The organism is Prevotella sp. SGI.167 (genome assembly GCF_050313615.1).
Taxonomy (GTDB): domain Bacteria; phylum Bacteroidota; class Bacteroidia; order Bacteroidales; family Bacteroidaceae; genus Prevotella.
The window spans coordinates 1-11,546 of record NZ_JBNPLT010000052.1; the positions used below are offsets into that span (position 1 = coordinate 1).

12 protein-coding genes, 9 tRNA genes and 1 pseudogene are annotated in these 11,546 nt (G+C 41.3%); 4 read left to right on the top strand and 18 right to left on the bottom strand.

The window, feature by feature from the left end; all coding sequences use genetic code 11:
- Together ACQRBJ_RS15165 and ACQRBJ_RS15170 are read left to right on the top strand one after the other, a co-directional pair.
- Positions 1 to 239 (top strand): hypothetical protein (locus ACQRBJ_RS15165; protein WP_445304128.1); only part of this gene is annotated, 239 nt, incomplete at its 5' end.
- A gap of 1,560 nt (positions 240 to 1,799) precedes the next feature.
- A pseudogene (locus ACQRBJ_RS15170) lies at positions 1,800 to 2,079 on the top strand (hypothetical protein); the annotation flags it as partial.
- Between the two features lie 241 nt (positions 2,080 to 2,320).
- Here ACQRBJ_RS15170 and ACQRBJ_RS15175 read toward each other — a convergent pair.
- The 18 genes from ACQRBJ_RS15175 to ACQRBJ_RS15260 form a co-directional block, all read right to left on the bottom strand.
- Positions 2,321 to 2,395 (bottom strand) — tRNA-Thr (locus ACQRBJ_RS15175).
- Positions 2,396 to 2,400: 5 nt separating this feature from the next.
- A tRNA-His gene (locus ACQRBJ_RS15180) sits at positions 2,401 to 2,473 on the bottom strand.
- Between the two features lie 160 nt (positions 2,474 to 2,633).
- Positions 2,634 to 2,704: transfer RNA gene (locus ACQRBJ_RS15185), tRNA-Gln, on the bottom strand.
- Positions 2,705 to 2,711: 7 nt separating this feature from the next.
- Positions 2,712 to 2,793 (bottom strand) — tRNA-Tyr (locus ACQRBJ_RS15190).
- Between the two features lie 9 nt (positions 2,794 to 2,802).
- Positions 2,803 to 2,875, bottom strand: a tRNA-Phe gene (locus ACQRBJ_RS15195).
- A 9-nt stretch (positions 2,876 to 2,884) separates the two neighbouring features.
- Positions 2,885 to 2,955: transfer RNA gene (locus ACQRBJ_RS15200), tRNA-Gln, on the bottom strand.
- Between the two features lie 6 nt (positions 2,956 to 2,961).
- Positions 2,962 to 3,047 (bottom strand) — tRNA-Ser (locus ACQRBJ_RS15205).
- 7 nt (positions 3,048 to 3,054) lie between these two features.
- Positions 3,055 to 3,129, bottom strand: a tRNA-Arg gene (locus tag ACQRBJ_RS15210).
- Between the two features lie 6 nt (positions 3,130 to 3,135).
- Positions 3,136 to 3,220, bottom strand: a tRNA-Ser gene (locus ACQRBJ_RS15215).
- A 345-nt stretch (positions 3,221 to 3,565) separates the two neighbouring features.
- Complete coding sequence (locus ACQRBJ_RS15220) at positions 3,566 to 4,240, bottom strand: hypothetical protein (RefSeq protein ID WP_118255355.1); 675 nt, start codon at positions 4,238 to 4,240, stop codon at positions 3,566 to 3,568.
- Positions 4,241 to 4,701: 461 nt separating this feature from the next.
- Complete coding sequence (locus ACQRBJ_RS15225; RefSeq protein ID WP_118192388.1) at positions 4,702 to 5,031, bottom strand: helix-turn-helix transcriptional regulator; 330 nt, start codon at positions 5,029 to 5,031, stop codon at positions 4,702 to 4,704.
- A 2-nt stretch (positions 5,032 to 5,033) separates the two neighbouring features.
- Positions 5,034 to 5,372, bottom strand: a complete 339-nt coding sequence (locus ACQRBJ_RS15230) for a type II toxin-antitoxin system RelE/ParE family toxin (RefSeq protein ID WP_118255356.1) — start codon at positions 5,370 to 5,372, stop codon at positions 5,034 to 5,036.
- A gap of 290 nt (positions 5,373 to 5,662) precedes the next feature.
- Positions 5,663 to 6,163 carry a hypothetical protein gene (locus ACQRBJ_RS15235; protein WP_445304129.1) on the bottom strand — a complete coding sequence of 167 codons (501 nt, stop codon included), beginning with the start codon at positions 6,161 to 6,163 and terminating at the stop codon, positions 5,663 to 5,665.
- A gap of 146 nt (positions 6,164 to 6,309) precedes the next feature.
- Positions 6,310 to 6,654, bottom strand: coding sequence for a hypothetical protein (locus ACQRBJ_RS15240; RefSeq protein WP_445304130.1), 345 nt, complete (start codon positions 6,652 to 6,654; stop codon positions 6,310 to 6,312).
- 5 nt (positions 6,655 to 6,659) lie between these two features.
- A complete protein-coding gene (locus ACQRBJ_RS15245) occupies positions 6,660 to 7,412 on the bottom strand; it encodes a ParA family protein (protein ID WP_445304131.1) in 753 nt (250 codons plus the stop codon).
- Positions 7,413 to 7,584: 172 nt separating this feature from the next.
- Positions 7,585 to 8,166 carry a hypothetical protein gene (locus tag ACQRBJ_RS15250; protein WP_303257193.1) on the bottom strand — a complete coding sequence of 194 codons (582 nt, stop codon included), beginning with the start codon at positions 8,164 to 8,166 and terminating at the stop codon, positions 7,585 to 7,587.
- Positions 8,167 to 8,186: 20 nt separating this feature from the next.
- Positions 8,187 to 8,537, bottom strand: a complete 351-nt coding sequence (locus ACQRBJ_RS15255; protein WP_182384355.1) for a hypothetical protein — start codon at positions 8,535 to 8,537, stop codon at positions 8,187 to 8,189.
- Between the two features lie 433 nt (positions 8,538 to 8,970).
- Complete coding sequence (locus ACQRBJ_RS15260) at positions 8,971 to 9,348, bottom strand: single-stranded DNA-binding protein (protein WP_094881896.1); 378 nt, start codon at positions 9,346 to 9,348, stop codon at positions 8,971 to 8,973.
- Positions 9,349 to 10,353: 1,005 nt separating this feature from the next.
- Here ACQRBJ_RS15260 and ACQRBJ_RS15265 point away from each other — a divergent pair.
- Positions 10,354 to 11,124 carry a type IV toxin-antitoxin system AbiEi family antitoxin domain-containing protein gene (locus ACQRBJ_RS15265; RefSeq protein ID WP_445304132.1) on the top strand — a complete coding sequence of 257 codons (771 nt, stop codon included), beginning with the start codon at positions 10,354 to 10,356 and terminating at the stop codon, positions 11,122 to 11,124.
- Positions 11,121 to 11,408, top strand: coding sequence for a hypothetical protein (locus tag ACQRBJ_RS15270; protein ID WP_302688421.1), 288 nt, complete (start codon positions 11,121 to 11,123; stop codon positions 11,406 to 11,408). Before ACQRBJ_RS15265 ends, ACQRBJ_RS15270 begins: the two co-directional genes overlap by 4 nt.
- The last annotated feature ends 138 nt before the right edge of the window (positions 11,409 to 11,546 follow it).

Here is an 11,546-nt window from a genome sequence, read left to right on the forward strand (position 1 = left end):
TGTTCCTTCGTAAGTCGATAAAATCGGCCTGCGAAAGAACAACACCCTGGCTAACTGTTCATGCTTACTGGACTATGGCGTGGGCGAAGATTATAAAGAAGGAAAGCCGAAAGATTTATAAGGAAAGACAGAATGCTTATAAAGAGGAAGACCTGGATATTATAATAAGGTGGAAGGGAGGGAAAATGAAGGTTGATGCTGTGAGCCAGTGCCCTTCTCGACGAATGGACATGCAGTAGTGGCAAACTGAATAAGTGGGAATCGCTTGCGTCCCACCTACTCAGTTTGTAAGCAACCGCATGTCGTTTCGTGGGCACCTTCCGACTGAGGGGCTTTGCACTTACGTCATGCTCTGCTGACATAAATGCAAAGTCTATCAGGTGGAACTCCAGTAGCATCCTTCATGGTGTGGGGCGAAGCATTATCATCTTGTTTATAAAAATGCAAATCTATAAAGACCTGCTACTCATCATGGTATGAGGGTTTCAAGGTGTATTCATGTGTACACGTACACACCTATCCATGTATATATGTATTCACGTCCACATGAATACATATTAGAAGGAGAAAAGACAGAATGCCTATAAAAACGAAATGCATTATATTATAATAAGGTGGAAGGGAGGGAAAATGAAGGAGGATGCTGTGAGCCAGTGCCCTTCTCGACGAATGGACATGCAGTAGTGTCAAACTGATTAAGTGGGAATCGCTTGCGTCCCACCTACTCAGTTTGTAAGCAACCGTATGTCGTTTCGTGGGCACCTTCCGACTGAGGGGCTTTGCACTTACGTCATGCTCTGCTGACATAAATGCAAAGTCTATCAGGTGGAAATCCAGTAGCATTCTTCATGGTGTGGGGCGAAGCATTATCATCTTGTTTATAAAAATGCAAATCTATAAAGTCCTGCTACTCATCATGGTATGAGAGTTTCAAGGTGTATTCATGTGTACACGTACACACCTATCCATGTATATATGTATTCACGTCAACATGAATACATTTTAAAAGAGGAAGACTATAATGCCTATAAAAAGGAAAAGCATTATATTATAAAAAGGTGGAAGGGAGGGAAATGAAGGTTGATGCTGTGAGCCAGTGCCCTTCTTGACGAATGGACATGCAGTAGTGTCAAACTGATTAAGTGGGAATCGCTTGCGTCCCACCTACTCAGTTTGTAAGCAACCGCATGTCGTTTCGTGGGCACCTTCCGACTGAGGGATTTTGCACTTACGTCACGCTCTGCTGACATAAATGCAAAGTCTATCAGGTGGAACTCCAGTAGCATCCTTCATGGTGTGGGGCGAAGCATTATCAGGGAAAATCAGCCGATTATCACTATAAGAACAGCTCATTTTGATTAAAATCCGCATGTTTATACCATTTTTTTGCTGCTACGCAAAAAGATTTCGCACTATTTTTGTATCTTTGCACCCGAATTAGACAAATAAAAAGTAAAAATATAAAAATCCTATACGGAAATGGATTTAAATATGCACATAACATCACAATCATTCGTTCAGAGCTATCGACGCTTTGAGCGGAATAGTTATGTACATACATCAAGTACATCAGATACAGCCGGTATAGGATTCCCACATCATTATTCGCATAGTTATTTCTTTCGGGTATCGTAACAGCGTGCCCCACAGAGAATATAGATAATACGAAAGAGTTGGAGTTTCCTTGCCGGGAGAATCCAACTTTTTCTTTTTAGCCAAATGCTTGGCTTCAGCTCTGACATGGCGAGAAAAAGCTGGATAAAATCCAACCATTTTTTTACGCTTAAAATGAAAGAACTATGCCAGCAAATAAGAATGCCTTAATAAGGTACAAAACTATAGACAACTGTTTAAGAAACAGATACAGAAGATGGACTCTCGATGATCTCGTGGAGGCATGTAGCGATGCGCTCTATGACATGGAGGGAATCACCAAAGGAGTATGCGCCAGAACTGTACAGATGGACATACAGATTATGAGATCTGACAAACTGGGCTACAATGCTCCTATCGAGGTTTATGATAGAATATACTACAGATACGCTGATCCAGACTACTCTATCACCGAAATGCCTTTATCCATAGAGGACTGTAAGCTGATAAAGAAGGCTATCATTCTTCTTGAAAACAAGAAGGATAAGAATAACGAAGACACCATCCAGGTGCTCAACAAAGTACAGGACAGACTCAAATCTATTCTGAACTTTGTGTAAGGATAAAGGAGGAAAATTATGAACGAACATCAACGAGACATCGTCTTACAAGAAAGCTAAAAGGCTTCTTTTCAAGCTAAACTGCCTGAAGAGAAGCCTTTCTTATGTGGAGCTTCAAGTAGGATTCGAACCTACGACCTGCTCATTACAAGGGAGCTGCACTACCACTGTGCTATTGAAGCATTTGGGAGTTTGATGGGGATCGAACCCACGACCACCAGAGCCACAACCTGGCACTCTACCAACTGAGCTACAAACTCCATATAAACTCCAGATGGATTTCTATGAGAATCGCCATGCACTCGGCATAATCCAAGCAAGCTTGGCTTCTGCTCTCGCTTAAGGCGATTTCGAACCACCACCTCCAGATCTGAAATCTGGCATGCTACCAATTACACCATGGAGTTGTTTCTTAACTTGTCGCCCCAGAAGGAATCGAACCTTCGCTAACAGGACCAAAACCCGTTGTGCTACCATTATACCATAGGGCAAGTTGAGTTCGGGAGGTAGGACTCGAACCTACGAAGTCATCAGACAGCGGATTTACAGTCCACCCTCGTTGCCACTGGAGCACTCCCGAATTTTTAAGTGGAGCCTCGTGGAGTCGAACCACGTTCTCGGGATTTTCAGTCCCGCGCATACACCAAGTCTGCCAAAGCTCCTTACTTATGTTGCCCCAGATGGAATCGAACCACCACTTGCAGATCCAGAATCTGCCGCACTACCGTTATGCGATAGGGCAAGTTTGCGGAGGCTAAAGGATTCGAACCTTTGAGACGTTACCGCCTGCCGGTTTTCAAGACCGGTGCAATAGACCAACTCTGCCAAACCTCCAATGTTGTGACTCGTGAGAGACTCGAACTCCCGACCCCGACGTTCGTAGCGTCGTGCTCTGATCCAACTGAGCTAACGAGCCAAAGTGCGGAAGCAGAAGGATTCGAACCTTCGGAACCTTTCGGTCCGGCACGTTAGCAGTGTGCTGGTTTAAGCCGCTCACCCATACTTCCTTGTTTTGACGATGCAAAGGTAGAAAGGGAGAGTGAAGTCTTTTTTCGTAGCAGGAAAAAAGTTTCAAAAAAGTTGTTTATTGAGCGATTTTTCTAGAAAAAATGAATCCGAACAGAAGAAAACGGGGTATTCTGTTCGGATTTTTACGTTTTAAACAATTTCTTACGCAGTCTTTACGTTGTTCACGTATCTTATCTTTAGTGTCCCGTTAAAATAGGGACAAGTTAAAAATAAATCAAGTAACCCCGGAAAGATAAGACTATCAAATCCTTTGATATATATTCTCCGTAAGAAGTATTCTGTATATCTATCTATAATTCAAGGACGTAGTGTTAAGTAGTAACTTATTTCAAATCATGAAAATCATCCATTACTACATCAAGGTAAACGTCTGGTAATCCTTCATAATCTTTAGGCTTAGATAAAAAATCCGGAAGATTTAAAACTAAAGTTTTTTTCGGACGTTCTTTATCTTTACATTTCTTCAAGTACTTTCTTTTGCGTATGTACTCTATCAAATCGTCATAATCAAGACCCTTTTGAGATTCATCCCAAAGAAATTCAGTATATCCTTGGTCTGGAATATACAAACACTTTGTACATCCCAAAATATTGCTGATTTTTTTTATATAGTTTCTGTATTTTATCAAGATTTCAAGATAATCTGGGGTATCTTTATTCCAAATACAAGTCTCAAAACCATGCCATCTAAAGGGTGATTCTGTAAGATACAGATCAACATGATAGGGGTATACGTCAAAAGAAGTATCTTGTTTATTATCAATACTAACTTCATATAACCTCTTATATTCATCAGTAATGACTTTCATTATAATTGAAATATCATGTTGGGCATTTTCGTGATGCAATCTAAACATCTCTATGATATTGTAATCTTCATCTTCCTTTTTCATAATGATATTAGCAGAAAATCGCTTGCTTATATCTTTGGCAAAAGCTTTTGGCGAAGATATGTCCAATTTATGCTTGTATGCCAACGGAACTATGTCTATTCCCATAACATTATATTGTTTGATTATTAACCATTTTACTTCATTAGTGTCCTGTTAAAAGCAGGACCTGTTAAACATAAATCAAATAACCTCGGAAAGATGAGACTATCAAGTCCTTTGATATTATTGAAATCTGTCCTTTCGAAGAAATCTGTGAGTGGAATCTTATCCATGAGCAAAATGTTTAGAATCTGAAGTACCTCATAAGTCGATCGCTTAATTCATTGTGCAATATCATTAATAACTGCAAAAGTACAAATTCAAATCGTCGTCCCCTTTGAACCACTTGCAAAAGACAGAATTTCGATTAATTCAAAGAGCGATTAGTTCACTTTATCGAGACAGTAGTGATATCATATAAATAATATGTACCACATAACACCCAGATATGAAGGTTCAACACCGGAGGATTAAATGTTAAAAGTCCTCTCTGTTTTCAATACCAAAGAGGACTTCGCTATGAAGTTTTACCACAATGCCACTTTTCCTGCAATACCTAAATCAACAGTTGCAGTTACTACACCAAGAGCCTTGAATACTCTTCTCATAGTAGGTATAGTTATGCTGTAACCTTTTTCTAATCGAGAGATTTGTGCTCTTTTCACACCTATACGCTCACCCAGTTGTTCTTGGGTCAAGTTCTGCTCTAAACGAGCTTTTTTAATGGCTTCTCCCAAACGGTAAGCATGTAAAGCTCCGTCTACATCACTTTCAAAAGCGTCACGTTTTGGAGTGCCAACTTTTCCAAAGTGCTTGTCAAGCACATCGTCCAATGGAGTAAGATTCATCTGTGCCATAATCATTTGTTTTTAAAATATTCTTTTCTAATAGCTTCTGCTTTCGCAATTTCTTTGTTTGGTGTCTTTTGAGTTTTCTTGATGATGCCATGTGTGGCAATTACCAATGTATCTTTGTCTTTGTCCCAAAAAGCAAACAAACGATAAGCAGTTTTGTTGTACAATGTACGAAATTCCCATATCTCCGAATTTTCCAACTTCTTGAAAAGTTCCTTGTTGCGTTCTCCACCTGCAACACGCTTGATGTTGTAGTAGATTTTATAGGATACCGCTTCGGGTAAACTTTCAATAAAGTTCTGTGCCTCGTCAGTCAAGACAAGTCGAAAAATATTTTGTGCCATACATATTCAATTTATTTGCAAAGATAAGCAAAATGTTTCATAATCAAGAAACAAATAGCGTTTAAATGAGTTATATATCCCATTTTTAACATTTCCATAGCAAGTAATTACGCATAGGAAACTTATATAATGGGTAAATTGGAATAAAGAAAATAATTCTAAAGTCTTAGAGTCGACATAAAAAGTTTAGCACAACAAAGAGCAGGATGCTCCTTCAAGCACATACAGACATCTAAAACTACCACCACCAGAGCACGAAGTTCTGATGGTGGCAATCAAATTTTTCTCAATCAATAAACCAATGAATAGTTCACATTGAAATAGGAATCTGAAATCTTCATGGTTGTAATCACCATGGATTTGTCCGGGTTGGTGAAGCAGTACTGCAGGCTGGCTTCATCGGCAGAAACAAGCGTATAGTGCTTCTTCAGATAGTCAATCACAAGCCCACGGTTCACACTTCGCTCCGTATCTATGACAGAATAAAGCGAACCGTCAAGACGGGATAAACTGTAAAGAACGCCTTCACTACCCTGCCCAGTCATAAAGGTCAACTGGATGTTGTCGCCGGAAGTCTCAGCTACCTGGCGGTAACGCTTCATGGATTGAGCCATATAGCTCTTGACCTCATCCACATTTGCACCCATGATATGGTAAGGCTCTGTCCAAACGTCCAGTTTTGTTTCCGGACTCTCGACCTCATCCATCGGGTCATCATTGTCGCAAGAGGTGAATACTACTGGTGAAGCCATCATCATCAGAAGGATGGCGATTGAAAGATACTTTTTCATTTTCATGACTTTTCGTTTTTGATGTTATTTAATTTCATTGTATTCATATCCACATGTGGACATGTTTCAACGTCTATATGTCTATATGTATCAACGTACACGTGTATCAATGTATTCATGTGTACATGGCTACACATCCACATTTTCTACATGACTTCCCTAATGGATTTAGTCCTGATTTTCTTGACCTTACCATATTTCGACTCATAAGCTTCAACGCCTTGTTTCATGACGTATTCCATGAAGGAGCGGATGGTGAAACCTTCCTTTCGGGCGATGCTCTGAACCTTGTCAACGAGTTCCTGTGAGCATATAAAGGAGAAATGTCGCCAGGGTTCATCATTAGGCGAATCGCTCTCTATCTGAGAACTTGCAGCAGGAATCTGCTTCTCCTGAGAAGTCCCAGGAGACTTGTCAAATCTGTCCTGCGGATGAATGGCAGCCTTTCCGAGAATGTTGCCAAGCAGGATGTCCATATTCTTCTTTGCCATAGTCTTTACTGATTACGTGAAATAATTTCTTCTGTCAATGCCTGATAGTCCTTCGCTCCGTTCGACTGAGGGTCGTATTCGAAGATGCTCTGACCGCTGCCTGCCGATTCTGCCAGGGCGATGTTCTCTCGGATGCGAGTCTGCATGGTGATAGTCTCGTAACGGGACTTCACGGCTTGCTCAACCACCTTATTCAATTTGCGATGGTTGAATCTGGCTATGAAAACGCCTCCAAGTCTGAGGTTCGGCTTCACTCGCTGCAAGGTCGAGACAAAGGAATCGAGCATTCTCATTCCTTTCAGAGGAAGAAGCTCTGGAGTCATCGGAACGATGATTTCATCAGCTGCAAGGAAAGCGTTTGTGGTAACGATTCCCAAAGACGGAGGACAGTCTATGATAATGTAGTCATAGTTCTGCTTCACAGGTTCGAGAAGTCGGCTCAGCAGCTGTTCTCTTGCCAGGAGATTGGTGAGGGCAATCTCTGCGCTTGCCATTTCGAGAGAGGAAGGAACGAGGTCGAGGTTCTCCCTGATATGCTTCACAGGCAGGGGTGCACCATCAACCAGAGAGTCAAAGATGCTTGCCTGCACCTCATCTTCATTCGGGATAAAATATAGGGTAAGATTTGCCTGACCGTCAAGGTCTATGAGTAGGACTTTCTTGCCCATACGTGCCATGCAAGCCCCGATGGAGGCTGTAGAGGTGGTCTTCGAAACGCCACCTTTATGATTGGCGAATGTAATGATTTTCAATGACATAATATAAAATCTTTTGTATATATGTATTAACGTATTCATGTGTACATGGCTTCACGTGTACGTGGCGACATGTATTAACGTGTACAAAGGTACGGGTATCTGGCGAGAGTTCCTTCACGCTTTCCCTAACAACCCAAAGTGTCAGGGGAAACGTCAGGATTTGAGGATTCATTTATTCAAATGTGAAGGTTCGGATGTAGAAATAGGTGTCGTCGTCCTCATACTCATATTCATTGATGAAGTCCATCATCTGCTCATCGGTTCGCTCTCCCTGCTCAATGCCGGTCTTGGAAGTCCATTCCCTGATGGCTTCTCCGATAGTGCCGTAAACATCATCGCAACAATCCTCAAATGGTTCGCCGGATGCGCTGACGCAGCATTCTTCGGGAAAGTAATTGCCTTCATCGTGGGTGTAATAGACCTCACATCCGCACTCGCAGCATCTGTAGGAAATGCTCAGTTCATCATCCAGGAGTCGGTTTATCTCAAAGAAGAGGTCATTGCAAGCATCCCAGGCAGTTTCGGTCTCGAAAGAAAGAAGACTGGTGTCTTCATCCTCCTCATACTCTGCCCAGTAGATGTGACCACGCACGCTGATGTGCTTCTTCTGATAGTCGATTCCATAGTGCTTGGCGAGGTCATCCAGCCAGATGTTCCTGCTGTTCACCTCCATGCGCTGAAGGGTGTTCCAAAGGTTGCTTACTGCTTTTGGGGTTCCTGTGACCTTATAGGTCGTTGTTGCCTGATTTGCCATTGTTTTGTATATTTATTTGATTACCATTCTGTAAAATAACTCTGGTCGTTGGATTCACATTCCTCTGCCCATTCCTCATCTGTGAAGTCGCTATGCAGACAGTCTTTGCTGCAATAATAGGCTACTCCCATGTCTGCGCAATAACCCTCACGCATCAGCTTGCCACATTCTGAGCATCGTCTGCAAGCCCTGTCGGTGTTCCACCAATAGTCCACGAAAGACTCTGCCACCACGTCCTCGCTTGTGTTTTCATCCCACTTGTCAAGATAGAATGAAGCAAACTGGTTCAACTCCTGCTCACTGAAGAGCTCCTTGTCTGTGCCGCTCACTGCCTGGGTAAGTCGGCTGAGAATTGATTTCATTGTTGTCATAATGCCATCTGATTTTATCTCCCTTTCGTAGATCAACTACTTCTGGGATGGTTAAAAATTATGTTGCATTCAGAAGGTGTTATGGCTATCCATACAAGGTTTTGTCTGCAAAATACTACCCGAATGGTGTGGAGATTTTTCAGCAAAGCAACGCCCTGACCTTGTAAAGATAAGACAGAACCGTTACCTTCGCAACAGAATTATAACCGATTCCCAGAAGTCGATGAATGAAATCCTCCTATAACAGGACAATCTCTTCAGCAAGGAAAAGTATAGGAATAAAACTCGTAAGGCTATTGAATATCAGTTTATTATTGATATTTTTGCATCGTTTTAATAGGGTATTAAAATGAAGCAGAATGATTAAAATGACAAGAAGTATAAGCACAAAAAAAGCGACCCGAAGGCCGCTCTTTTATCTGGAGAGAAGGATTTACTTATCCTTCTGGGTCTTGCCCTGCTGAGAATCAGGAGCGTTCTCCTTCTCAACAGCTTCGTAGAACTTGGTGGCAACGAGAATTACCCGGTTGTGCTTGACTCCCTCGGCATCCTGCCATTCCTCTGGCTTGAAATAGCCCTCAACAGTGAGGAGTGCTCCCTTGACCAGGCGGTCGAATGAAGCGGTGTTCTCGTTCTTGCGCCAAGCCTCTACATTCATGAAGGCAGAAGTGCGAGAGTTTTCATCGCCATTCTTCTCATTGCGGCTGATGGCCAGTGAGAAACGAGCTACGCTTGCGGTTGTAAACTGATGGATGCTTGCATCCTTACCTACGAAACCAGTTACTGCGAAAGAATTTTCCATCTTTTTCATAATTCAATATTTTTAGAAGTGAAACATTTATTTTTTACGGTGCTATCAGAGTTGGCAAGGGAAACATAGGAAGCAAGGAATTATCGAATTATTTCACCCTTGGGCAGGAAAAGTTTTATGGATGAGCAGCAGACGGAAAAGTTTTTGAAAAAATTCAGAGAATAAGGCACCTGGTACTTGCAGAAATGTGGCTTGCACTAACTTTGCAGCGGAAAAAGTAAGTGTGGATGCTTCGTCCAAAAATATGAATGAAAAGGATGAGTAGAAAATATCTGCAGTTGGTTGGGTAAAGGAAAGCTGCATCCTCCTCGATGTTGTTCAAGCAAACTGGTTGTACAAGATGGCTTATAAGTTCAAGAGACTGGCAGGAAAACTCACACTTCATCATGAACATGAATAAGGCTAAGCCAAGGACAGAACGATCAGACCTACGACTGCCAAGGGTAAGCATCTGCATGTAGAGGGAAGCTGAGCAGAGAAGCATGATGCCTGAGGCAAGCGGCAAACTAATGATTTTGTCACAAAAACGACTTTTTTTGACATGAAGCTATTGTAAGACTAAAAGGGAAACGGAATTTCAGCAAGGAGAAGAAGGCAAAGCCCTGAACCGGCTAAAGAGCAGCCAAGGCAAAGCTTAGGGCGCATACAAGTTTAAGGTTTAAGTTTACCCATGTATATATACATGTTCTTTCAAACTCAAATAGTAAACCTCTACCGATTTTAACCACTCAAACCAGGAAGTTTACAAGTTTAAGAAAACCATATATGTATATATGCCGAAATAAACTTGTTTATTAACATATAGTCAAGGATTTTGGAAAAATCTATTTTTCCTTGCTGAAATGCAAGAATAGTTATACGAAATGGAGCAAGGTTGACACCATTCGTTGGCCTATTCTGAAAATAGTATAATTATTCGTTTTTCTTGCTTAAATATTAGGATATTTGAAGAAAAGTTGCTATTTTTGCACAAAGTTATTCATATATAAATACTTCGATGCAAAAATGGCAACTTTTACGCCTTTATACAAGATTAGGATCTTCAACTTTGAAGATGTGATGCGTGAGATGCAATTGTCTCATGCAGGAACATCCACGGCCATATCCCGATGGCAATCTCAGAAGGTTCTGAAACCGATTAGGCGAAACATGTACGTCACTATTGATCCATCGACAGATGCTCCCATGTGTGACAAGTTCGAGTTGAGTTCCAAGATTTCAGAATCTTCATATGTTGGTTGGCACTCAGCCCTTGAATTACATGGAGTTGCTCACCAACCTTTCTACAATGCCTACGTTGGCTGCAAAAGCCGTTTCAAAGATTTTGCTTTTGAAGGAATAGACTTTGTGTACTGTGCAGCCCCTTTTGAACCAACTGCGGAAAATGGCGTTATAACTCCCAAGGGAAATCCTTATGTACGTGTAACTGATTTGGAACGAACAATCATAGACTGCTGCGACCGTATAGAACGCGCTGGAGGCATTGAGGAATTGCTTCATTGCATGGAAGGAATATCACTGCTTGATGAGCCAAAACTCGAAAAGTATCTGGCATTGTACAATAAAGCATTCCTCTATCAAAAGGTAGGATTCATCCTGGAGCATAGCAAAGAGCATCATCACATAAGCGACCAATTCATAGAAAGGTGCCGCTCAAAAGGTGCCTTGCATACCAAACGTCTAACCTCAACAGGTGATTCTGACACCTATTTATGTCGATGGAAGCTTTATGTACCAGAGGATTGTGTAATTGAAAAAAAGAATTTATCAGTATGAATATACAAGAATATCTTAAACAATGTTCTGTCAAGTCCGTGGACGAACTTACAGACGAACAGATAGTAAGCTACTATACCAATGGCAATGCAGGTATAGCTCAAGAGTGTGCGGTTGAATTAGCTCTTCAAGATTATCCTAAATGCGGTTTTACGATAGAACAAATAATGTACTCTATTCGCAAGGCAATGAAAACTAAAACTAAGTTTGGTCTGACCTATATTACTAACGAATCGGCAATAGGTCCAACTGGAAAAGAATCAAGATGGGTGTTAGAACCTTAATCTACCACTTATCTTTAGTTGGTTATTTTTGCCTTTAGAAATATTGCATACTAATAACCAACTCCTGCAATACATACCGATAAGTCGTGGAAATCTATTGAAAAACGATAGATTTCCACGACTTATCGACACATTATC

Coding starts and splice junctions, on each gene's coding strand:
- ACQRBJ_RS15230 (WP_118255356.1), bottom strand. CDS start 5,372: ATGGCACAAAATATTTTTCGACTTGTCTTGACTGACGAGGCACAGAAC.
- ACQRBJ_RS15220 (WP_118255355.1), bottom strand. CDS start 4,240: ATGGGAATAGACATAGTTCCGTTGGCATACAAGCATAAATTGGACATA.
- ACQRBJ_RS15270 (WP_302688421.1), top strand. CDS start 11,121: ATGAATATACAAGAATATCTTAAACAATGTTCTGTCAAGTCCGTGGAC.
- ACQRBJ_RS15235 (WP_445304129.1), bottom strand. CDS start 6,163: ATGAAAAAGTATCTTTCAATCGCCATCCTTCTGATGATGATGGCTTCA.
- ACQRBJ_RS15240 (WP_445304130.1), bottom strand. CDS start 6,654: ATGGCAAAGAAGAATATGGACATCCTGCTTGGCAACATTCTCGGAAAG.
- ACQRBJ_RS15225 (WP_118192388.1), bottom strand. CDS start 5,031: ATGGCACAGATGAATCTTACTCCATTGGACGATGTGCTTGACAAGCAC.
- ACQRBJ_RS15255 (WP_182384355.1), bottom strand. CDS start 8,537: ATGACAACAATGAAATCAATTCTCAGCCGACTTACCCAGGCAGTGAGC.
- ACQRBJ_RS15265 (WP_445304132.1), top strand. CDS start 10,354: ATGGCAACTTTTACGCCTTTATACAAGATTAGGATCTTCAACTTTGAA.
- ACQRBJ_RS15250 (WP_303257193.1), bottom strand. CDS start 8,166: ATGGCAAATCAGGCAACAACGACCTATAAGGTCACAGGAACCCCAAAA.
- ACQRBJ_RS15260 (WP_094881896.1), bottom strand. CDS start 9,348: ATGAAAAAGATGGAAAATTCTTTCGCAGTAACTGGTTTCGTAGGTAAG.
- ACQRBJ_RS15245 (WP_445304131.1), bottom strand. CDS start 7,412: ATGTCATTGAAAATCATTACATTCGCCAATCATAAAGGTGGCGTTTCG.